The organism is Thermosulfuriphilus sp., assembly GCF_054026695.1.
The window spans coordinates 19,227-40,094 of record NZ_JBPMLP010000023.1; the positions used below are offsets into that span (position 1 = coordinate 19,227).

General features: G+C 54.5%; 19 protein-coding genes. 16 read left to right on the forward strand and 3 right to left on the reverse strand.

Annotated features, from left to right (window positions below; genetic code table 11):
* Positions 1-43: 43 nt before the first annotated feature.
* Together fmt and rsmB are read left to right on the forward strand one after the other, a co-directional pair.
* Positions 44-982, forward strand: coding sequence for a methionyl-tRNA formyltransferase (gene fmt / locus ACXJJX_RS03545; protein WP_456432175.1), 939 nt, complete (start codon positions 44-46; stop codon positions 980-982).
* The gene (gene rsmB, locus ACXJJX_RS03550) at positions 982-2,322 is read left to right on the forward strand and encodes a 16S rRNA (cytosine(967)-C(5))-methyltransferase RsmB (protein WP_456432177.1); all 1,341 of its coding nucleotides are present in this window, start codon (positions 982-984) and stop codon (positions 2,320-2,322) included. The genes fmt and rsmB overlap by 1 nt, the downstream gene beginning before the upstream one ends.
* Here the strand turns inward: rsmB and bioB are convergent.
* Positions 2,308-3,240 carry a biotin synthase BioB gene (gene bioB / locus ACXJJX_RS03555; RefSeq protein ID WP_456432179.1) on the reverse strand — a complete coding sequence of 311 codons (933 nt, stop codon included), beginning with the start codon at positions 3,238-3,240 and terminating at the stop codon, positions 2,308-2,310. The genes rsmB and bioB overlap by 15 nt on opposite strands.
* 135 nt (positions 3,241-3,375) lie before the next feature.
* Here bioB and bioA point away from each other — a divergent pair, with 135 nt between their 5' ends.
* Genes bioA through ACXJJX_RS03585 form a run of 6 tightly spaced genes read left to right on the forward strand, consistent with a single transcriptional unit; the run spans position 3,376 to position 8,604 of the window.
* Complete coding sequence (gene bioA, locus ACXJJX_RS03560; RefSeq protein ID WP_456432181.1) at positions 3,376-4,773, forward strand: adenosylmethionine--8-amino-7-oxononanoate transaminase; 1,398 nt, start codon at positions 3,376-3,378, stop codon at positions 4,771-4,773.
* Entirely contained in the window at positions 4,754-5,899 is a 1,146-nt protein-coding gene (locus ACXJJX_RS03565) for an aminotransferase class I/II-fold pyridoxal phosphate-dependent enzyme (protein WP_456432183.1), read from the forward strand. Before bioA ends, ACXJJX_RS03565 begins: the two co-directional genes overlap by 20 nt.
* Positions 5,896-6,543 (forward strand): alpha/beta fold hydrolase, encoded by a 648-nt coding sequence (locus ACXJJX_RS03570; RefSeq protein ID WP_456432185.1) that lies wholly within the window; start codon positions 5,896-5,898, stop codon positions 6,541-6,543. Before ACXJJX_RS03565 ends, ACXJJX_RS03570 begins: the two co-directional genes overlap by 4 nt.
* A gap of 5 nt (positions 6,544-6,548) precedes the next feature.
* A complete protein-coding gene (locus ACXJJX_RS03575; protein WP_456432187.1) occupies positions 6,549-7,298 on the forward strand; it encodes a methyltransferase domain-containing protein in 750 nt (249 codons plus the stop codon).
* Positions 7,295-7,969 (forward strand): dethiobiotin synthase, encoded by a 675-nt coding sequence (gene bioD, locus ACXJJX_RS03580; protein ID WP_456432189.1) that lies wholly within the window; start codon positions 7,295-7,297, stop codon positions 7,967-7,969. The genes ACXJJX_RS03575 and bioD overlap by 4 nt, the downstream gene beginning before the upstream one ends.
* 41 nt (positions 7,970-8,010) lie before the next feature.
* The gene (locus ACXJJX_RS03585) at positions 8,011-8,604 is read left to right on the forward strand and encodes an HAD-IA family hydrolase (protein ID WP_456432191.1); all 594 of its coding nucleotides are present in this window, start codon (positions 8,011-8,013) and stop codon (positions 8,602-8,604) included.
* Here the strand turns inward: ACXJJX_RS03585 and ACXJJX_RS03590 are convergent.
* Positions 8,601-11,180 (reverse strand): hybrid sensor histidine kinase/response regulator, encoded by a 2,580-nt coding sequence (locus ACXJJX_RS03590; RefSeq protein WP_456432193.1) that lies wholly within the window; start codon positions 11,178-11,180, stop codon positions 8,601-8,603. The two genes, ACXJJX_RS03585 and ACXJJX_RS03590, sit on opposite strands and share 4 nt — an antisense overlap.
* A complete protein-coding gene (locus ACXJJX_RS03595; RefSeq protein WP_456432195.1) occupies positions 11,177-12,262 on the reverse strand; it encodes an ABC transporter substrate-binding protein in 1,086 nt (361 codons plus the stop codon). The genes ACXJJX_RS03590 and ACXJJX_RS03595 overlap by 4 nt, the downstream gene beginning before the upstream one ends.
* Positions 12,263-12,459: 197 nt before the next feature.
* Between ACXJJX_RS03595 and aroF the strand changes: the two genes are divergently transcribed.
* From aroF to ACXJJX_RS03635, 8 genes are all read left to right on the forward strand, one after another.
* Positions 12,460-13,461 (forward strand): 3-deoxy-7-phosphoheptulonate synthase, encoded by a 1,002-nt coding sequence (aroF, locus tag ACXJJX_RS03600; RefSeq protein ID WP_456432197.1) that lies wholly within the window; start codon positions 12,460-12,462, stop codon positions 13,459-13,461.
* 23 nt (positions 13,462-13,484) lie between these two features.
* A complete protein-coding gene (gene argF, locus ACXJJX_RS03605) occupies positions 13,485-14,408 on the forward strand; it encodes an ornithine carbamoyltransferase (protein WP_456432199.1) in 924 nt (307 codons plus the stop codon).
* 24 nt (positions 14,409-14,432) lie between these two features.
* Positions 14,433-15,638: an argininosuccinate synthase gene (locus ACXJJX_RS03610; protein ID WP_456432201.1), complete on the forward strand. Its 1,206-nt coding sequence runs from the start codon at positions 14,433-14,435 to the stop codon at positions 15,636-15,638.
* A 3-nt stretch (positions 15,639-15,641) separates the two neighbouring features.
* Positions 15,642-16,658 (forward strand): tRNA (adenosine(37)-N6)-threonylcarbamoyltransferase complex transferase subunit TsaD, encoded by a 1,017-nt coding sequence (tsaD, locus tag ACXJJX_RS03615; protein ID WP_456432203.1) that lies wholly within the window; start codon positions 15,642-15,644, stop codon positions 16,656-16,658.
* 19 nt (positions 16,659-16,677) lie between these two features.
* Positions 16,678-17,190, forward strand: a complete 513-nt coding sequence (locus ACXJJX_RS03620) for a DUF2062 domain-containing protein (protein ID WP_456432205.1) — start codon at positions 16,678-16,680, stop codon at positions 17,188-17,190.
* Positions 17,187-18,020 (forward strand): 16S rRNA (adenine(1518)-N(6)/adenine(1519)-N(6))-dimethyltransferase RsmA, encoded by an 834-nt coding sequence (rsmA, locus tag ACXJJX_RS03625; protein WP_456432207.1) that lies wholly within the window; start codon positions 17,187-17,189, stop codon positions 18,018-18,020. The genes ACXJJX_RS03620 and rsmA overlap by 4 nt, the downstream gene beginning before the upstream one ends.
* 139 nt (positions 18,021-18,159) lie before the next feature.
* A complete protein-coding gene (locus ACXJJX_RS03630) occupies positions 18,160-19,905 on the forward strand; it encodes a YcaO-like family protein (protein ID WP_456432209.1) in 1,746 nt (581 codons plus the stop codon).
* Complete coding sequence (locus ACXJJX_RS03635) at positions 19,898-20,860, forward strand: radical SAM protein (protein ID WP_456432211.1); 963 nt, start codon at positions 19,898-19,900, stop codon at positions 20,858-20,860. Before ACXJJX_RS03630 ends, ACXJJX_RS03635 begins: the two co-directional genes overlap by 8 nt.
* Positions 20,861-20,868: the final 8 nt, after the last annotated feature.

A 20,868-nucleotide genomic window follows, 5' to 3' on the forward strand; every position in this document is an offset into this window, starting at 1 on the left:
TTGCCACTTTGCCTTAACCAGGCCTTTGGGGCATAATGGGGTTATGAGATCTTGGCGCCTGATCTTTATGGGTACTCCGGAATTCGCCGTCCCTATCCTGAAGGCCTTGATAGAGGGGCCTGATGAGGTCCTGGCCGTAGTCTGCCAGCCAGACCGACCCCGCGGCCGGGGGAAGAAGCCGGCCCCACCGCCAACAAAACAGATGGCCCTTGAGGCCAAAATCCCGGTCCTTCAGCCGGAAAGAATCAAAGATGAGATCTTTCTGAATCAGGTAAGAGAACTTTCCCCTGAGGTCATTGTCGTGGCTGCCTACGGCCAGATCCTTCCCCCAAGCCTCCTGGAACTTCCTCCTTATGGTTGTATTAATGTACACGCCTCCCTGCTTCCCAAGTTCCGGGGCGCAGCCCCCATCAACTGGGCCATCATTGCTGGAGAAAAAGAAACAGGGATAACCATCATGCAGATGGACGAAGGCATGGATACCGGTCCTGTCCTTCTTTCCCGGGCCATCCCCATCGGCCCCGAGGAGACAGCCGGGGAACTGGCCAGAAGGCTTTCGGCCCTAGGAGCCGAACTCATTCTTGAGGCCCTTGAAGGTCTAAAACAGGGCCATCTAAAGCCCTGGCCCCAACCTGCTGAGGGGGTCTCCTATGCTCCCTTACTCAAAAAAGAAGACGGATTGGCTGACTTCAGCCGGCCGGCAGAAGAATTGGCCCGACTCATCCGTGGTCTTGACCCCTGGCCCACGGTTTACACCTTCCTTAAAGGGCAACGTTTAAGGCTCTTCCGGCCTAAGGTTATCAAGGCCCCCACAGAGGCCCCACCGGGGACGATCGTCTCCATAGGAAAAGAGGGGCTTCTCATCGCCACTGGTCAGGGGCTTCTTTTGATCCGAGAGCTCCAGCTTGAAGGACGCAAAAGGATGCCGGTGGCCGATTTCCTCCGGGGCCATCGCCTGGAGTCCGGAATCAGACTCGGCTGATGTTTAGCATCGCCAGACAACTGGCCCTTAAGGTTCTTGTCCGCTTTGAGAAGACCACGGTCCCCCTCGATGACCTCCTCTCCAACGCCCTCAAAAAAGCCCCCGGTCTTGAGGGGCGAGATCGCAATCTAGTCATGGAACTTGTCTATGGAACGGTCCGCTACCGGGCCAGCCTAGACTGGCTCATCGATACCTATTCTCAAAAGCCTCGCCATCGGCTGGAGACAAGCGTAGTCTGTGCCCTTCGTTTGGGCATCTATCAGGTCCTCTACACCCGCATCCCTGATCGGGCGGCGGTAAACGAGACGGTAAACCTCCTTAAAGACCGTCCTTCTTACGTAAGCGGTTTTGTAAACGCCATTTTACGTCGGATCTGCCGGGAGAAGGATCAGCTACCTTGGCCCAAAAAGGACCGCGATCTGAGCATCTATCTGGCGGTCAGATACTCCTATCCACCTTTTCTGGTCCGGCGCTGGTTGAACCTTCTGGGAACCGAAGAGACAGAGGCCCTCCTTGCTGCCAGCAATAAGATCCCCCCCTTGAGCCTGCGGACAAACACCCTCCGGTTGAGCCGCCAGCAACTGGCCACCTTTCTTAAGAAAGAAGCCGAGGAGGTAAAACTTTGCGACTATGCTCCAGAAGGCCTAATCCTCCGAAGGCCGCGGCGGCCGGTTACCGACCTTACCGGATTCAAGCAGGGCTGGTTCCAGGTCCAAGACGAGGCCAGCCAGCTGGTGGGCCATCTTCTTTTCCCCAGGCCCGGGGAAAAGATCCTGGATGCCTGCGCCGGGGTAGGAGGGAAAACCACACACCTGGCCCAACTCATGAAGAATATGGGCCAGATCCAGGGCGTGGATATTGACCAGAGGCGTCTTCGGCTCCTTAAGGAAAATCTCCATCGTCTGGGGATAAGCAATGTAACCATTATCAATCAGGACGTCACCCAGAGCCTAAAAGAACTCAAAGCGGCCATCTATGATCGTATTCTGGTCGATGCCCCCTGCACTGGTACCGGGGTCATCAGGCGCCATCCGGACATTAAGTGGCGTCGTAGTCCAGAAGATCTGGAGATCATGCCTCAGAGACAACGTCGCCTCCTTGAGGCCGTGGCCCCTCTCCTTAAGCCTGGCGGGTGTCTGGTTTATGCCGTCTGTAGCTTGGAGCCAGAGGAAGGTGAGGAACTGATCGAATCTTTTCTGGCCGACCATCCTGATTTCCACCTGGAAAGGCCTACTTCATTTCCCGCTTTTGATCTCCTTGATGAACGGGGTTTCTTCCGAACCATGCCTCATCGGCAAGGGATGGATGGTTTTTTTGCCGCCGTCCTAAAGAAGGCCTGAAAAATAGCCTAAATCTTCGATCATCTCCCGGTCCTGGGAGAGATCCCGTCCCCTGGTGGTAAGATAGTTGCCCACCATAAGACCACTAGCCGCAAAAAGGGCCAGAGCCTGAAGGTCACGAAGGTTGTGCTCTCGGCCCCCGCAGATCCGGATCTCCACTGCCTCAAGGGCAAGCCTTAAGGCGATGAGAATCCTCAGAGCCCGAAGGGGGCGGAGATAAGCCGCTTTCTCAAGGGGCGTGCCGGGGATGGGATGGAGAAAGTTTACCGGCACAGAATCGACTTCCAACTCCTCTAGAGCCTTTATGAGGCTCAAGACATCCTCGTCGTTTTCTCCCAGACCAAAGATCCCTCCGGAACAGGTTGAAAGGCCGACCTTTTTGGCCCGCCGAACCGTCTCAAAGCGTTCCCTCCAGTTCTGACGGGTACAGATTCGAGGATAGAACTCCTCAGAGGTCTCAAGATTATGGTGGTAACGATCAAGACCGGCCGCCTTAAGTTCCTCAAGCTGGCTCAAAGAAAGAGACCCCAGAGAGGCACAGAGGGTGAGTTCCGGAACAAAGGTCCTTAGTTTCTCAATAACGACTAGAAGTCGTTCAAATTCATCCCCTTTCAGGGAAATCCCGCTGGTGACAAAACTAAAACGGTCAATGCCCTGAGCCCGGGCCTCTCTGGCCCGAACGATGAGCTCCTCGGCCGAAAGAAGGGGATAGACCTTGATCTTTGTGGGCCAGGAACTAGATTGGGCGCAGAAACGACAATCCGAAGGACAGCGGCCGCTTTTGGCGTTGACTATGGCACAAGTCTCGATCCGGCGGCCAAAATGGGCCTCTTTGACCTTGCGGGCCTCCTCCAAACAGGGTAGAAGAGGCGCCCTGCCCGAAAGAATGGCTCGAAGCTCCTCTTGAGAAATCTTCATCCAGGACTCCCTTTTGGGAAAGATCTAGTTATAATGCCTGCTCACCAGGCCAGGCTGGCAAGGGCATTATGAAGCCTTTTGCCCAGGCTGCAAGTCCCAAGCACCGCCCTTCTGGGGCCATAAAGGAGAGGAGCCGTGTCAGAATACACCAAGGGAAAGATCCTCGCCTTAGACCGACGCCACCTTTGGCATCCCTTCACCCAGATGAAGGACTACGAAGACCGAGAGCCTCCTATCATTGTCGAAGCCGAAGGGCTGCGTCTTAAAACCATCGATGGCCAGATCCTCTATGACACCATCTCTTCCTGGTGGGTCAATACCCATGGCCACCGTCATCCAGCCCTCAACCAGGCCCTGGTAGAGCAAATCGAACGCCTTGATCATGTAAATTTTTCTGGATTCACCCATCGCGAGGCAGTAGAGGTGGTGGACAGACTGAGATCTTTTCTACCAGAGGAGCTCAGCCGTTTCTTTTATTCTGACAACGGCTCAACTGCCGTAGAGGTAGCCCTTAAGATGGCCTTCCAGTTCTGGCAAAACCAGGGCTATAAGGAAAAGACCCGTTTTATCTTTCTGGAAAACGCCTATCACGGAGATACTCTGGGGGCGGTAAGCGTCGGGGGGATAGATCTCTTCCATCGACTCTACCGACCCCTGACCTTCTTTTCCTATAAGACAAGGGCCCCTTATTGTTACCGTTGTCCGGATCGCAAAGACAAAGGCCTCACCCAAGACGCTCCCCTTCCGGCCTGCGATCTTTCCTGTCTGGCAGCCCTCGAAGACCTCCTCAGAGAAAAGGCCTCAGAGATCTGCGCCATCATCGTCGAGCCCCGACTTCTGGCTGCCGGCGGCATGATCGTCTATCCTCGAGAATATCTTCAGGGGCTGGTAAGACTGGCCCGGTCGTATGAGATCCTGGTTATCTTCGATGAAGTGGCCACTGGTTTCGGACGGACGGGGACCATGTTCGCCATGGAGCAGGCCGGAGTGGTCCCGGATATTATTTGTCTGGCCAAAGGACTAACTGGGGGCTACCTCCCCCTTTCCCTGACCGTGGCTACGGACCGAATCTTTGAGGCCTTCTACGACGATTATCTAGCTGGCAAGACCTTCTTCCACGGCCATTCCTATACGGCCAACCCTCTTGCCTGCGCCGTAGCTATTGCCAATCTCAAACTTTTTGCTAAAGAACGTCCACTGGAAAAGGGCAAGGAGACCAGAGAGCACTTCCATCGTCGCCTGCTGGAACTCTTTGCCGGGGAGCCTTATGTGGGCGACATTCGATATCTCGGCTATGTGGGGGCCATCGAATTGGTAGCCGACAAAGGGAGCAAAAAAAATTTCCCCACCGAACTTCGTCTGGGGTTTCAGATCTATATGGAATCCCTTAAGGAAGGATTGGTCCTCAGACCGCTGGGAGACGTTATTTACTGGCTTTTGCCCCTTTGTCTGACTGCCTCAGAGGCAGAGGAGATATTGGAGAAAAGCCGGGAGGTTATAAGGAGGATTATCCATGGCCTGGGAGGCATATGAGGCCGAACTGGCAGAGATTGATTTACGGGGGGAAAAAAGACGCCTTCTTTCGGTAGAGGCCCGGCGGGGGCCATACGTCAAGGTCAAGGGGCGCTGGTATCTGAACCTTTCGAGCAACGACTACCTGGGCCTGGCCAGTCAAGTTCCCTGGGGTCGGGTGGCTGAGGTGGTCCACAATCTTGGTCTTGGGGCTGGAGCGTCCCGACTCCTTTCTGGCAATCATGATCTTTATGAAGCCCTAGAAAACGAGCTTGCCCGGCTTTACGGTCGACCGGCTCTGGTCTTTGGCAGTGGTTACATGGCCAATCTGGGGATCATCTCCGCCCTGGTGGGCCGAAAGGACGTCATCTTTGCTGACCGTCTCATCCACGCTAGTCTCATTGATGGCCTTAGACTTTCAGGGGCAACCTTTTATCGCTACCCCCACGGGGACATGGCCTCCTTAGAAAGGCTCCTTCGGGAAAGACGCTCCCGGTTCCGCCGGGCCCTGATCGTCACCGAGTCTATTTTCAGCATGGACGGCGATCTGGCTGACTTAAAAACCCTGGTCAGGCTCAAAGACAACTATGGGGCCATGCTCCTGGTTGATGAGGCTCACGCCATAGGAGTCCGGGGAGAGCAGGGGCTGGGGCTAGCCGAAGAGCTGGATCTCCTTCAGGACATAGACATCATTGTGGGTACCTTTGGCAAGGCCTTAGGTGTCTATGGAGCCTTTGCCATTATCGAACAAGGACTAAAAGAATACCTGATCAATAAGGCCCGGTCCTTTGTCTTTACCACCGCCCTTCCGGCCCCGGTAGTAGCCGCCGCCCTTTGGGCCGTAAGGCAACTACCCCGGCTCTCAAACCAAAGAAGACGCCTCCGAGAGCTGGCCACCGGCCTAAGAGAGGCTCTTTCCCAAGGCCCCTACCCCGTCCTGGGGGAAAGCCAGATCGTTCCTATTATTCTGGGAGAAAATCAGACAGCCGTAGAGGTCTCCCAGAGGCTCAGGAAGGCAGGTTTCTTCGTCCTCCCCATCCGCCCGCCAACAGTGCCTCGGGGAGCGGCGAGAATGCGCCTTTCCCTTTCCTCAGAGATGACCTGGAAGGACTTGGCCGGGCTGGTAGAGCTTGTCATTGCTCGATGAAACTGGTCTTTCTGACCCGAAAGGCCCAGCCAGAGTTACTTCTTTTCTTTAGCGGTTGGGCCCTAGATGAAGGCCCCTTTTTATCCCTAGCCGAAGGGCCATATGATATAGCCATGATCTACGACTATCGGAGCCTGAAGTTGCCCCCTCTTCCTTCCTATTCTAGAATCCACATCCTGGCCTGGTCTCTGGGGGCCACAGTGGTTCTTCATCTGGTCGAATCTCTTCGGGCCTCAAGCCTTACCTTTGTCAATGGCACCGGGGCCTTTGTCCATTCTGCCTGGGGTATTCCGCCGCGCATCTTCCAAAGGACCCTCGTCGCCCTAAAGAGCCGCGGCCCCAAAGCCCTTGATGACTTTTGGGCAAACATGTTCTCCGGGGAGCAGGTGGGATCCACCGGGGTCGACCTTCGGAGAAGGCTTCCAGAACTTATAGCTGAACTGGAAAGGGCCGCCCTTCTCAAAGAGGCCTTTCCCAAGCTTTCTCAGGCTCGAATTTTAATCGGAAGCCGGGATCGCATTATTCCGCCCAGATCCCAAGAGGCCTACTGGCAGAAGATGGGCCTTGCCTACGAGGTAAGAGACTGGGGACATTTCCCTTTTTATCGTTTCTCAAGCCTGGCTGCCCTCATCGAGGAGGCCTGAGCTAGATGGAAAAAAAGATCCTCAAAAAACGGCTCAAATCCCGTTTTGCCAAGGCCTTTCCCTTCTACGATCAACAGGCCTGGGTTCAAGAAGAAATGGCCGAAGAGCTCACCCAGGCCTTGGCCGATCTTCAGATCTCTTTTAAGCTGGCCTTAGAGATTGGCTCAGGAACCGGTCTGCTGACCCGAAAAGCCCGAAGGATGCTCTCCATCGACACCTACTTGGCAAGCGACATCGTGCTCCAGGCTGCCCCCTACCTAAAGGAACTTCCGGTCTTTTTTGTCGTTGGAGACGGTGAGGACCTCTCCTGGATCAGGAAAAATCCTGATCTCATCCTCTCTAACGCCACTTTTCAGTGGTTTCTCAAGCTGGATAAGGCCTTAGAGACCTTAGCCCAGAGGCTTGCCCCCGGAGGGCTTCTGGCCTTTACCACCTTTGGACCAGGAACTATGGTCGAGGTCTTTGAAGCCGGAGGGCAGAGCCCCTGGACCTTTATCGAAGCAGAAGAGATACGATCCCTGGCCAGAGGTCTTTTTCAACCCCTGATCGAGAAAGCCTGGGAGAAAAGGCTCTACTTTGACTCTCCCAGGGAAATCTTAAGACACATTCGGGCCACTGGAGCCTCTGGCTATCTGCCGCCCCGGTGGTCCCTCAAGGCCCTTAGGGCCTGGGAGGCTAAGTATCAGGAGCGGACCACCCCCAGAGGCCTTCCCCTGACCTATCGACCCCTTCTTTTTGTCTGGGAGAGAAGATGATCGTTTTTGTTATCGGGACAGATACCGGCATCGGAAAGACCATGGCCACCGGGATTATGGCCCGAGCCCTCCTTAAAGCCAAGCTCCGGGTGATCACCCAGAAGCCTGTCCAGACCGGGGCCGACACTCCGGAAGACATCCTCGCCCATCGAAAGCTAATGGGGATTCCTCCAGACCCCCCATCCTTGGCTCGACTCACCTGCCCCTATATCTTCCCCTATCCAGCCGCCCCGGAGATGGCTGCCCGCCTGGTTGGAGAAAAGGTTGATCTCGGACACCTCAGACAGACAGCCGGAGAACTGACCCGGAAGTATGACTTCCTTCTGATCGAGGGGGCCGGGGGGCTCCTTGTCCCCCTCACACCTGAGGCTACCATCGCCGATCTCATAAGCGAACTCAAAGCCCCGGTGGTAGTGGTTTCAGCGGCCAAGCTGGGGACCATAAACCACACCCTTCTCACCCTTGAGGCCTTGCACCACCGGGGGATTGCCGTCCTCGGACTCGTTTATAATCTCTTCTTCTCCGAAGATGACCTTCTGGCCGAAGAAAGCCTTCGAGCCATCTCCAGGCTAGGAAAAGTCAAAAACATCCTTATTCTCCCAAGACTGAAGGGCCTACCCCCTGAAGACAATCTCCTTGAGGAGGTTCGGAGATTTCTCTTAAGGCCGTAATCTTTGACGCCGAGGGGACCATCTTTCACGTCTCTCCATCCGTGGGACACATCTATGCCCGGATCCTTGACCGAAGAGGCATCAAGGCCGAGCCCGAGATCCTTAATGAACGCTTCCGGCAGGCCTGGCAAAAGTGGCGCCCCCATCTCCGCCGGATCCCTTCCCCCCGAAATTGCTATCTGATCTGGAAACAGATTTTTCTGGAGACGGTGGCTGGTCTGGCTTCAGATGAAACCCTAGAAGAGGCCTTCAAAGAAGGCTACCAGGCCTTTGGACGCCGGGAATCATTTCGTCTGGCCCCAGGAATCCACGGGGTTCTTGATTATCTTCGAGCCAGAAGTATCTCCTTGGCCATCGTCTCTAACTGGGACAGACGTCTCCAAGATCTGATCAACCACTGGGGTCTAAAAGACTACTTCTCCCTGGTTATTACCGCCTGTGAGGCCAGGGTGGCCAAACCTGACCCCCGGATCCTGAAGCTGGCCTGTCGCCGCCTTGGGATCCATCCTCAGGAGGCCCTTTTCATCGGCGATGATCCAGAGGAAGACTTAAAGGCCGCCCAGGGCGTGGGCATGAAGGCCGTCCTTTATCTAAAGGATCAAGATCTCTTGAAGGCCATCAAAAAGTTCTTTTAAGAACAAGCATCAAGGATCTCCCTGATTCTTAGAAGGAAATCCTTGGTGACAAAAGGCTTGGGGAGAAAAGAGATACGCGAAAGTCCCATGGCCTCAAGATTAAAGGAGTCTTTGGGATAACCAGAGATAAGGAGAGCAGCCATATCCGGCCTTGTCTGACGAAGTTTTTTGACCAGCTCCGGACCTTTTAGACCAGGCATGACAATATCGGAGACAATCAAATGAATAGGTCCGGAATGGTTTTCAGCCAGCATAAGGGCCTGGTGACCATCTTCGGCCGAAAGGACTTGGTATCCCTGGGCAGTGAGGACCTCAACGATAAGGTTTCGCACCCATTCCTCATCCTCCACCACCAAGATGGTCTCCTGTCCTCCGAGGACGGGCTTCTCGGCCAGCCTTTCCTCACCGACAACCATGGCCTCATCGGCCCGAGGAAGATAGATATAAAAGGTTGTCCCCTCTCCGGGACGGCTAAAGACACTGATATGACCCATGTTTTGTTTGACGATTCCATAGACCGTCGCTAACCCCAGCCCTGTACCTTCTTTCTTGGTGGTAAAGAAGGGTTCAAAGATCTTGTCCAAGATCTCTTCAGGAATTCCACAGCCGGTATCGGTCACAGTGAGGCGCACATAGGCCCCAGGAGGCATCTGGTAACGCTCGGCCCAGGCTTCATCAACCTCAATGTTTTCCGTTTTAAGGAGAAGCTCTCCCCCTTCCACCATGGCCTCCCTGGCGTTTACGGCCAGGTTGAGGATGATTTGCTCCAGATGGGAAGGATCGGCCTTGATTGGCCAGATTCTTTCGGCCAGGTTGAGCCTAAGACGGATGTCCTCCCCTAGGGTTCGCTTAAGGAGATTTTCCAGTTTGGCAATAAGCTCGTTTACATCCAGAACCTGGGGGGAGAAGATTTGGCGTCGGGAGAAGGCCAAAAGATCCCGGGTGAGGCGATTGGCCCTCTCTACCGCTTCCTTAATAACCATGAGCCTCCTGTAGGCCGGATCATCCTCTTCAACACTGTAAAGAAGAAGTTCAACGTTGCCCATTACGGCCATGAGAATGTTATTGAAATCATGACAAATCCCGGCGGTAAGACGCCCGATGGCCTCCATCTTCTGGGCGTGAATGAGCTGGGCTTGAAGGGCCTCTTTTTCCTCTTCGGCCCGCTTCATCTCGGTGATGTCGCGGACAAGTTCGATGATCTGACGGACTTCGCCAGAATAATCCCTGACCGGAGAAAGGATTACCTCATAGTAGAAGGTCTCCTCCCCTCGAGTCCCGGAGATAATCGCTCGGGAGGCGTTCTTCTTCCCCAAGGCCACTTCTTCTAGGGCGCATTCCGGACAAGGGGTCTCCCGCCCCCTTATCGCCTGATAACAGGGACGATTGACCATATCCTCCTCATCCTTTTCCACCATGGTGCAGAGGGCAGGATTGGCTAGCCGTATGCGACCATCAGGATCAAGAACAGCCAACCCTATACTGAGATTGCCAATAATCGTCTCTAAAAAGTTTTTGACCTCCTCGGCCCCTTCCTTTGAAGCCAGAAGCTCCTCATTGGCCCGCCGCAGATCGGTTACCAAATCATTTATGGCCCGGACAATGGTCTGGATCTCCCTGGTCTGGCCGGCGACATGCTCCGGCACCAGGGCATCAGTCGGCCTTTTCTCAAGTTCGGCAATAGCCTCGACTAGCCGGGTTACCGGATGGGAAAAACGACGGGAGAGAAGATGATGAATGGAGAAGAGGATCAGGACCAGAATTCCTCCCATAGCCACCCCGGCCAGAAAGGTATCTTTGAAGACTGCCCGCCAGACATCGGCCACCGGAACGACGTAATAGGCCTGCCAACCAGCCACATAGGGGATCCTGCGACTGTAGGCAAAATAACTCCGGCCGTGAAAGCTTATCTGCGAGAGGCCTAGATCCTCAATCCGACCACCAAAAACCATCTCAAAGCCCAGGTTGTGCCGGGTGTTGACGATCTCTTCCTCTGGATGATAGACCACAGAGCCTGTCTGGGAGAGGACAAAAAGGGTACCTTCCCGACCGAGAAGGGCCCTTTCAAAGGAATTGGCCACCTGGGCAATAAAGTTAAGATCCATCTCCACCACCAGGGTCTCCCCTTGACTCAAGCGCCAAACCCAGATGACCACTGGATGACGACTGAAGAACGACTGTCTGACCTCCGTCCCTCGAGACTCTTCTCGGACATAGCTGGCCCGGGAAAGATCAAGCCCCATATAGGCCTCATAGCCCTTCCTTATGGCCATAATGCGGCCATTGGTATCAAGAATATAGTAGAGGTCTTCTGGAGGCAGAAAATCCAAACCCTGAAAAAGAACCTCCGGTTTATCACCAGAATGATTGATCAGCTGTTCAATGGCTGAGATCTTCTCTGAGATGGACTCCCCCAGGGTCTCACAGAAAAGCCCTACCCGAGAGATAATCAAGGTGGCATAGAAGGCCTCTCTTTCCCTCTTTTGGGCAAGAAAAACGAGGATGAAGGCCAACACAAACCAGAAGATGCCAATAACAATGATGGTATTCCGGAGGGAAGTGGTCAGGGGTTTCATGGTTTAATAACCCCTAAATCGACAAAGTGTCCGTCTTTAAGCTCTACAAGGTAAAGGGGCCGAATGACATCCCCATAAGGGTCAAAGTGGACCTCCCCCAAGACGGTCCTAAAGGTCTGTTTGAGAAGGGCCTCTTTAAGACAGCTGGCCTCTGGTTCCGGGCAGGTCCTTAAGGCCTGGGCCAAAATCTCTACCAGCTCGTATCCGGTGGCCGTCCAGGCGGTAAGGGGATGGTGCAAGTGCTCGCTTACCCTCTTCTTGAGCTCAAGATAGGCCTCGGTCTGTTGCTGGCAAGCAACGTAGGTGATCAACCTAAGGCCTTCGGCGGCCTGACCGCCAAACTCTTTAAGCTCCGGGCTTTGGGCCCAGATGGTGGCCACAAAGTCTCCCCTGAAGCCTCGGGCTCGCAACTTCTGGACAAAAAGGGCCGTGGTGTAAGTATCTGTGAGCAGGAGGACCACCTGAGGCCGATAAGAAAGAATCCGTTTGACAACCTCCTCCGAACGGACCACATTCCCCCGGTAGCTGACATAATCCAGCTTGCCCGAAAAAAGCATGACTAAATGGCGAAAAAGATCCATAGAATAGGCCGTATTTCGGAGATCAAGGAGGGCCACCACCTGCTTATAGTTGCGTTCTTCCAAGTAGCGGGAAATGCCCCGGGCATAAAGACGAGTATCCACACAGGTGCGGAAGAAAAGATCATCTCTTCCTGAAAGCTCCGAGGTGCTCGCATAGGCCGTAAGCTGGAGAATACCCTTGGAAGAAAGAAAGGCGTGGGCGGCCACTGTAGGGGTAGAGGTAGAATGGCCGAGGACAGCCACCACTCCTTGGGCCACCAGTTGCTCATCGGCAGCCAAGGCCCCCTGTGGGGTTCCTCCGTCGTCTTTGATGATCAGTTTAAGACGACGACCGTTTATGCCCCCAGAGTCGTTGATCTCTCTTATTGCCAGCATAACACCATTGCGGATATACTCACCAGTTATCCCCCCGGGACCGCTTAGATCTACTGCTAGACCAACTTTTATGGATTGATCCCGAAACTCCTCGCACCCCCAAAGGATAATCAGGAAAACCGTCAACCAGACCCACCTCTTCACGAAGAGACTGCCCTTTCTACGGTGGATTGAAACCTTAAAGAAGTCAATCATATAGAGAGTTCCCTTTTTCATAAACCATTATCTTTGTAAGGAAGAAATTTTTCCCCTTCAGAGATGCTTATCTTTGGAATATTTTTCGGGTATTTTGAAAGGCTCTAAAAGAGAAGGGGAGGCAAGTCATGCTGGTGGTCATGGCCAAAGGGGCCACGGAGGAAGAGATCAGACGGGTTGTTGAGGTCATCAGGGCCCATGGCTGGGAGCCCAAAGTCATCCCTGGCGGAGAGCGAACGGCCATTGGTGTCCTGCGGAATAAAGGTCCGATAGATCCGGGACTTTTTCGGGACCTTCCGGGGGTAAAAGAGGCCATCCCGGTCTCTAAGCCCTATAAACTGGTCTCCCGAGAGATGAAGCCCGAGACTACCCGGATTGCTCTCCCAAACGGGGTAACCATCGGGGAAGGGCTAGTACTTATGGCCGGCCCTTGTGCTGTAGAGAGCGAGCAACAGGCCCTGACCATCGCCCGGGCCGTAAAGGAGGCCGGGGCCAGGGTTTTCCGGGCCGGAGCTTTCAAGCCCCGAACCTCTCCTTACTCATTCCAGGGCCTGGGTGAAGAAGGGCTCCGCATCCTGGCCCGGGTTAGAGAAGAAACCGGGCTTTTGATTGTCACCGAGGCCACTGATCACGACGTCCTCGACCTAGTAGAAGAATACGCCGATATCATCCAGATTGGAGCCCGAAACATGCAGAACTATCGGCTTCTGCGCCGGGCAGGTCAGGCCCGAAAACCTGTTTTACTCAAACGAGGGATGTGCGCCAGTGTGGAGGAGTTTCTTATGGCCGCTGAGTACATCATGGCTGAGGGCAACGAGGAAATTATCCTCTGTGAAAGGGGAATCCGCACCTTTGCCAACCATTCTCGAAACACCTTAGATCTAAGCCTTATCCCCTATCTCCGTTGCGAGACCCATCTGCCCATAGTAGTTGACCCCAGCCATGCCGCTGGCAGAAGGGATCTGGTCATCCCCTTGGCCAAGGCTGCTGCTGCCGTAGGTGCAGATGGACTCCTTATCGAAGTTCACCACCAGCCGGCCAAGGCCCTCTCTGATGGTCCCCAGTCCCTCTATCCCCAGCAGTTCCAGGAGCTCATAGCCGAGCTTAAGGCCATGAACCTTTTGGCCTAGATTTTCAGGGAAAGGAGCAGACCATGGCCAGACATTTCCTTCGGGTCTTAGATCTCCAAAAAGAAGAAATTTTATATCTACTTAAGCGGGCCCTTAATCTCAAAAAGCGCCTCAAACAGGGCCTTCCCCACCGGCCCCTGATCGGTAAGATCCTAGGACTTATCTTCGAGAAACCATCCACTCGAACCAGAGTCTCCTTTGAAGCCGCCATGTACCGCCTTGGAGGCCAGACGACCTTTCTCTCTACCCGGGATCTCCAGCTCCACCGGGGAGAGCCCCTTAAGGATACTGCTCGGGTGCTTTCTGGCTATCTCCACGCTTTAGTCGTGAGGACTTTCGGACAGGAAGTGATCGAAGAACTGGCCCAATGGTCAAAGATACCGGTAATCAACGGCCTCAGTGACCAGCATCATCCCTGCCAGGTCTTATCCGACATCCTTACTATAATGGAAACAAAGGGAGACCCCAGCCGGCTCAGGATAGCCTGGGTGGGAGATGGCAACAATGTGGCTCATTCCTGGATCGAGGCCGCAGCCCGGCTGGGCTTTGAACTGATTTTGGCCTGTCCGGAAGGCTTTGAGCCGGATTCCTCCATCCTCTCGACGGCCCAGACCGAAGCCGGGGAGAAAATCCGGCTGGTCCGCAGGCCTGAGGAGGCCATAGCCGAGGCCGATGTGGTCAATACTGACGTCTGGGCCAGCATGGGGCAAGAGAGGGAGGCCGAGGAGAGGAAAAGAGTCTTTGCCCCATATCAGGTCAATGCCTCTTTGATGTCTAAGGCCAAGCCTGAGGCCATCTTTCTCCACTGTCTTCCCGCCCACCGGGGGGAAGAGGTCACCGAAGAGGTCCTGGAAGGACCTCAGTCGGTGGTTTGGAAACAGGCTGAAAACAAGATGTGGCTCCACATGGCCCTGCTTGAATGGCTGTTGGACCAAGACAAAACCTAACGAACGATTAAGGAGACTAATCCTATGAAACCCAAGAAGATCGTTCTCGCCTACTCTGGAGGTCTTGATACTTCAGTCATCCTTAAATGGCTCAAGGAGACCTACCAATGCCCAGTGGTGGCCTATTGTGCCGATATCGGCCAGGATGAAGACTGGGAGGCGGTAAGGCAAAAGGGCCTTTCTACCGGGGCCGAAGAGGTCATCATCCGGGATCTAAAAGAGGAATTTGTTGCCGATTTTGTCTTCACCGCCTTGAAAGCCAATATCATCTATGAAGGTGGCTATCTCCTGGGGACTTCTCTGGCCAGACCCCTTATCGCCCGCGAACAGATCGCTGTTGCCCGAGAGGTGAAAGCCGATGCTGTAGCCCATGGGGCCACAGGTAAAGGAAACGATCAGGTCCGTTTTGAACTCACCTATATGGCCCTGGCCCCGGAGATCAAGATTATTGCCCCTTGGCGCCAGTGGCAATTCCGCGGTCGGGAAGACCTCATTGACTATGCTAGGCAACATGGAATACCGGTCCCGGTAACCAAAGAAAAACCATACAGTATGGATGCCAACCTCTTCCACATAAGCTACGAAGGAGGCATTCTTGAGGATCCTTGGGCCGAACCCCCCGAAGATATGTTCCAGTTGACCGTCTCTCCAGAGAAGGCCCCCGAGGCCCCCGAATATCTGGAGATTGACTTTGAAGACGGGGTTCCGGTAGCCGTAAACGGAGAACCTCTGGCTCCAGCAGCCCTTCTTGCCCGACTCAACGAGATCGCCGGCCGCCATGGAGTAGGCCGGGTAGACATGGTCGAGAACCGCTTCGTGGGTATCAAAAGTCGGGGAGTCTATGAGACTCCAGGGGGCACGGTCCTTCACTTGGCCCACCGAGCCCTCGAACACCTAACTATGGACCGCGAAGTCATGCATCTAAGAGATAGCCTTATTCCCCGAATGGCCGAACTCATCTATTACGGCTTTTGGTACTCGCCGGAAATGGAGGCCCTTAAGGCCTTCATCGAAGAGACCCAGAAAGGGGTCACCGGACGCATAAGACTTAAACTTTACAAGGGTGGGGCTTGGGTAGTCGGCCGAAGGGCCCCTAAATCCCTTTATCTTCCAGAATTGGCCACCTTTGAGGCCGACAGACTCTATAACCAGAAAGACGCCGAAGGTTTTATCAGACTTCAGGGGCTAAGGCTTAAGGTTCAGAGCCTAGTTCGCGGGAGGGCCTCTTAAACAATGCTTATCCTGGCAATAGAGAGCTCCTGCGACGAAACAGCCGCTGCAGTAGTTGAAGACGGTCGGAGGGCTTTGTCTTCGGTTGTCGCCAGCCAGACGGATCTTCACGGCCCCTTCGGAGGGGTGGTTCCGGAGCTGGCCAGCCGCCGGCACCTGGAGATGATTGTCCCTGTGGTCACTGAGGCCCTTAAGGAGGCCTCGGTTTCCATCTCGGACCTAGATGCCCTGGCCGTCACCCAGGGGCCCGGGTTGGTGGGCGCCTTGGTGGTGGGACTTTCTTTTGCCAAAGCTGCGGCCATGGCTGCCAATCTTCCCCTGGTCGGAGTTGATCATCTCCACGCCCATCTCCTGGCCATCTTTCTGGAGGGTTCCCCGACCTTTCCCTTTGTAGCTTTGGTGGTCTCTGGAGGCCATACCAGCCTTTACTTTGTGGAGAACTTCCTCATCTACCGCCTCATAGGCCAGACGAGGGACGACGCTGCCGGAGAGGCTTTTGATAAGGTCGCTAAACTCCTAGGGCTGGGGTACCCCGGAGGGCCGGTCATCAGCTCTCGGGCCCAAGGGGGGAATCCAGAGGCCATCCCCTTTCCCAGGGCCCGGGTAAACGGAGCCCCTTTTGACTTTAGTTTTTCTGGTCTTAAGACAGCAGTAGTCCAGTATGTAAGAGAGAAGCAAACCAGCGGCCAGCCTCTGGCCATAGACGACATCTGCGCCAGCTTTGAAGCAGCGGTGGTGGACGTCTTGGTCGAACGGGCTATTCTGGCCGCCAAGAAAACCGGTGTTAAAACCATTGTGCTCGCAGGAGGGGTAGCCGCCAATCCTCGACTGCGGACCAGTCTAAAGGAGGCCGGCCAGAGAGAAGCCCTGGCCGTCTTCATCCCCGGCCCACATCTTTGCACCGACAATGCGGCCATGGTCGGAGTGGCCGGCTACTATCTCCTAAAGGCTGGCCATCTCCTGGATTTTGAGGCCGACGTTTATGCCCGTTCTCAGGTTCCCAGATATGTCTTTAGTTAGGCGGCCTCGGCCCTCAAAAATGGCCTCTTTAAACCGTCACTCTCACTCCCTGACCAGGGGAATCATAAGGTTTTTCCGCTATCATTATCTTCGTCTCCTAAGACTTCGAGCCGAAAGAGAGACTCTCTGCCGAGGGGTAGCCCTGGGAATCTTCATCGGTCTTACCCCGACCATCCCCTTCCACACCGCCCTTATCCTCCTTTTTTCCCCGATTATACGGGCCAATATTATTGCTGCCTTGGCAGCAGCCCTCTGGGTAAGCAATCCCTTAACCATCCCCATCCAATATGGATTAGCCTGGTGGCTGGGACGCCTGTTTCTCCCCATTGAGGTCAGCAGTGAGGAGATCGGGGGCTGGGTCAAGACCATCAAAGAAGAAGGATTTCTGAAAGCGGCCTGGGGTTTCTTCCATCTGGGAGGCAAAACTCTTCTCATCCTCCAGACAGGGGGGCTAATACTGGCCAGCCTGCCGGCGTTAGTCGCCTATGTCCTGATTAGCCGAACAGTCCGAAAAAAACTCTCTCCAAGATGAACCCTCGACAGATTCTCAAAAAACACGGCCTTTCGCCCCGAAAGCCCCTCGGGCAAAACTTTCTAGTAGATATAAACTTGGCCCGGAGAATTGTCGTCCTTTCGGGGCTCAAACCAGGGGCAACGGTGGTTGAACTGGGAGCCGGTCTGGGGGCCCTCACGATAGCCTTGGCCGAAGTAGCCAGAGAGGTAATTGCCTTCGAGATCGACAAAGGCCTCATTGAGGCCCTCAGGAAAGAAGGACTTCCAGCAAATGTTAGCCTCCGTCAAGGGGATATCCTCAAGCTCTGCTGGAAGGAGTTGGCCACGGAACTAAAGGAAAGATTGATCCTCTTTGGCAACCTACCCTATTACCTTACCAGCCCCCTGCTTTTTTCTCTCATCAAGGCCCGCCAACAACTAAACTGGTGTACCTTCATGGTCCAAAAGGAGGTCGCTGAACGCCTTTTCGCCCCTCCGGGAGGGCGAAAATACGGAATCTTGAGCGTTTTCCTGAGCCTTTGGGCTGAGGTCAAACCCTTGATGACCCTGGCACCAACCAACTTCTGGCCACCACCAAAGGTGGCCAGCACCGTCCTCAAGATCACCTTCAGACCTCCGGCTTTCCCCCCACCGGATGAGGCTTGGTTTATAGCCTTAGTTAAGGCGGCCTTCTCTAAGCGCCGCAAGACCCTAGCCAACGCCCTAAAAGGGCTCGGGATCCCCCGACAAGAAACCGAATCCGCCCTAAAAGGACTCGGTCTCGCCCCCGACATTCGGGCCGAGGCTCTGGGACCAGCCGAGTTTGTAGCCCTCTCTCAGAAGATTCCTCCCCGGAGCTTTGACCCCTAAGGATGCCTATGATAAGCCTGAAGATAAAGAACTTGCTTATTATGTTTTTTGGAGTTAATCTTGATTTGCTTGGCTGAATCAGGATTCATCTTGGTAAAATGGAGAATTATAGCTATAACCAAAATTTGGAGGTTAGTTTATGGATTTTTTAAAGGATTCTTTCAAACAGAGTGGGCGCAAGTACGATAAGGTCTATCTGCCAGCCGAGACTATTGATCGGGTACGCCGGATTCTGGAAGAAAAGGGGTATCGTATCTGTCGGGACATCGTTCGTATAGATAAAGGACGCTTGGGAATTCCGGTCTATATCAGCCTTTATTCAGCCGAGGCCGCCTCTCTGACCGGCTTTCACAAACAGATGGGCAAAGGGGCTGAGCCGGTTCAGGCCGAGGCCAGCGCCTTGATGGAACTGGTTGAGCGATTCAGCCTTTTTTCCTTTGTCAAGCGGGCTGACTCCTTTGAGGCCACCACCTTTGCCAGCTTAGGGCCTCAGGCCATGCCCATAGAGGAGTTGTTTCATGCTGTCCACGACCAGAAGAATCTCTCTAACGATCGCCTACGGGATCTTTTGGCAAGGATTCCCTTCCATTTCACCAAGGCTTATGATGCCAAGGGCCAGCAGATGGTAGCCATCCCCTTCTTCTGGTTTTGGCTGATCAACGAATACAATGGCTCGGCTGCCGGGAACTCCATGGCCGAGGCCGCCGTTCAGGCCACCTGCGAGGTAGTTGAGCGCCACGTCTCATCACTTATTACCTATGAATCCCTACGGACCCCAACCATCCATCCGGCAAGCCTCTCCGGAGAGTGTGCCGAGTTGTTAGAGCGTTTCACCCGTCTAGGGATAAAGGTCTGGCTGAAAGATTTCAGCCTTGGTCTAGGGATCCCTTCGGTAGGTGCTCTGGCCATTGACCCGAGCACCTATCCCCACCGAAGCGAGATTGTCTATACTGCCGGCACGGCTACTAGCCCGGAGCGAGCCCTTATTCGGGCCCTTACAGAAGTAGCCCAGCTGGCCGGGGATTTTGATACCGATGGCAAGTACGCCGAAAGCGGCCTGCCCAAGTTTGCCACTCTGGATGAGGCCCAATACGTGTTGGACACCCCCTCTTTGGTCAATCTCTCCGATCTGCCGGATGTCTCTAGCGATAATTTCCGAGAAGAGGTTGAGGGGCTCACCCAGGCCCTTTCAGAAAGCGGGCTCAATCTTTATCTGGTGGACATCACCCACCCCGACATCGGGATCCCGGCGGTCTATGCCGTCATTCCAGGCAGCCACTTCCGTGACCGGACCATCGGTATAGATGTCCCCTTCCATCTGGCCCGTCTGTTGGCCGAACGACGCCCTGCGGCCGAGGCCCTCAAGTGGCTTGGCGCCCTTGATGAGGTATGCCCCAATCGGTTTGACATAGCCTTTTATCAGGGAGTGGCCTACGAGGGCCTGGGGGCCTATGATCAAGCTCTCTCTTCCTTCAAACGCTCCCTTGAGCTTGATCCCAAACCTGAAGAGATTGCCAACATCTATTGCCACATTGGCCTCTGCTATAAAGAAATGGAGGATTGGTCCCAGGCTATCGCTGCCCTGGAGAAGGCTGCCACCTACAACAATAGCCTCAAAGAGATCTTCAATCTTAAGGGGTTCTGTCACTTCCGGCTCAAAGAACACGAGGCTGCCATCGCCTGTTTTGTTAAGGCTATAGAGATAGATCCAACCTCTGCCATTGACTATGCCAATATTGGCTCCAACTTCCGGGAGCTGGGTCTTTACTCAGAGGCCGTCCGCTGGTACGAAACGGCTTTGTCGTTGGATCCAAACATCGACTTTGCCCGAGAAAACTTGGAAAAACTCAAACCCCTGGTAGCCAATAAGGCAACCCATGGTTAGGAAACATCCCAAAGACCCGGTAGCCCTTAAGGTTAGGGCCCAAAGGCTCAAGGAGGCCCTAGCCTGCTGTGAGCTTTGTCCTCGAGGCTGTCGGGTCAATCGTCACCAAGCAGAACAAGGCTTCTGTGGCCTGGGAGCCAGGCCTGTTGTCTCCGGCTATATGCCCCATTTTGGTGAGGAGGCCTGTCTGGTAGGAGAAAAGGGGTCAGGGGCGATCTTCTTCAGTGGCTGCAACCTGGCTTGCATCTTCTGCCAGACTTATGAAATAAGCCAGCTCCGACAGGGGGAGGAGATCGAAGTCGGAAGGCTTGCGGAGATTATGCTTGAACTTAAGGAAAGCGGGTGTCACAACATCAACCTGGTCACTCCAAGCCATCAGGTTCCAGTGATCGTTGAGGCCCTGGCTGAGGCGACAGAACAAGGGCTCGATCTCCCCGTAGTCTACAATACCGGAGGTTATGATTCTCCAGAGACTCTTAAGCAGCTTGAAGGCATCGTGGACATCTATCTTCCGGACTTCAAGATCTGGGACGAAGAGATTGCTAAAAGACTCCTCAAAGCGGCCGACTATCCCTATGTAGCCCGAAGGGCCATCCTGGAGATGCACCGTCAAGTAGGCGAGTTGGCAATAGGTCCGGATGGTCTAGCCCGAAGGGGACTCTTGGTCCGCCACCTGATTCTGCCTGGAGGTTTGGCCGGCTCCTTTGAAATCCTGCGCTTTTTGGCCGAAGAGGTCTCTCCTCACACCTATCTCAATCTGATGGGACACTATCATCCACAGTGGCAGGCTACCCGGACACCTCCCCTCGACCGCCCGATTACGAAAGAGGAGTTTAAAGAAGTCTGGGCGTACGCTCAAAATCTTGGTCTCCGACTGGATAAGACCCATCTTCCTCTCCTGGAAGTCCTCTGGCAGGCCGGACAGGTCTCGCTTGACATTCAAGGGGGGCTATAGTATGAGGA